Source organism: Paraburkholderia strydomiana, from assembly GCF_031456815.1.
Taxonomy (GTDB): domain Bacteria; phylum Pseudomonadota; class Gammaproteobacteria; order Burkholderiales; family Burkholderiaceae; genus Paraburkholderia; species Paraburkholderia caledonica.
Map to the genome: position 1 here is coordinate 1 of NZ_JAVDVL010000046.1, position 1337 is coordinate 1337.

Consider the following 1337-nt stretch of genomic DNA (forward strand, 5'->3'; position numbering starts at 1 on the left):
TGGAGCAGCCCCCTGAAACACCGGACACAGTCTCCCACTTAAAATTACGGGTAGGCATAAGGCTGTGTTTTTGACTAACACCAGGCAGGAAGCGATGGAAGTGTTGACAGGCCCGGAGCGTCGGCGGCGCTGGACGGCGGAGCAGAAACTGGCGATGGTTCGAGAGAGTTTTGAACCGGGAAAATCGGTTTCGTTGGTCGCGCGGCAGCATGGCGTGAATCCGAACCAGCTGTTCCATTGGCGCAAGCTGTACCAGGACGGAAGCCTGTCGGCGGTCAAAGCGGGTGAGGAAGTGGTTCCGGCATCAGAACTGGCCGATGCGCTAAAGCAGATTCGTGAGCTGCAACGCATGCTCGGCAAGAAAACTATGGAGAACGAGATTCTCCGCGAGGCAGTTGAATATGGCCGAGCAAAAAAATGGATAGCGCACGCGCCCTTGCTGCCGGAGGACGGCCAGTGAAACTGGTTTGTGAAGTTCTCGGCGTGTCGCGCTCGAACGTATCGGCGCAGCTTGCTCGCCCAGCTGACTGGCAGGATGGCCGGAAGTCCAGGCAAACCGATGATGCTCCCGTGGTTGAGGAAATCCGCCGGGTCGTCGCGAATTTGCCGAGCTACGGCTATCGCCGGGTGTGGGGCATGCTGCGCGGCGAGCGTGAGGCCATGGGGCTGGTGCCGTTCAATGCGAAGCGTATCTATCGCGTCATGAGCATGCATGGACTGCTGATGCAGCGCCGCCCCGCACCGCCACGTCCTCAGCGACGGCATGACGGCAAGGTGGCCGTGGCGCGCAGCAACCAGCGCTGGTGTTCGGATGGTTTCGAGTTCCGGTGCGACAACGGCGAGCCGCTGCGCGTGACGTTCGCGCTGGACTGCTGCGACCGCGAGGCGATGAGCTGGGCGGCCACGACGGCAGGTCACAGCGGCGACATCGTGCGCGATGTGATGCTTGCGGCGGTGGAAAACCGCTTCGGCAATACCTTGCATACGCCATCCGAAATTGAATGGTTGAGCGACAACGGTTCGGGTTACACGGCCGATGAAACACGTCGGTTCGCGACGGGCATTGGTTTGAAACCGTTGACCACACCCGTGTGCAGCCCGCAAAGTAACGGAATGGCCGAGAGCTTCGTGAAAACGATGAAGCGCGATTACGTTGCCTTCATGCCAAAGCCGGACGCGGCAACCGCTGCTCGTAATCTCGCCATCGCGTTCGAGCACTACAACGAGAAGCATCCCCATAGCGCGTTGAAATATCGCTCGCCAAGAGCGTTCCGTCGCGCAATGGATTCAGCAACCTTAGTGTGACGCTGTGTCCGGGATTACAGGGTCAACTCCAG

Annotated in this window: 1 protein-coding gene; it reads left to right on the forward strand. The window is 59.8% G+C overall.

Translation table 11 applies throughout. From position 1 onward, the window contains the following. Positions 1–94: 94 nt before the first annotated feature. A protein-coding gene (locus tag J2W46_RS34285) for an IS3 family transposase (RefSeq protein ID WP_310360460.1) occupies positions 95–1305 on the forward strand; the annotation gives its coding sequence in 2 pieces (ribosomal slippage) (positions 95–410 and positions 410–1305; 1212 coding nt in all). Positions 1306–1337 lie beyond the last annotated feature (32 nt).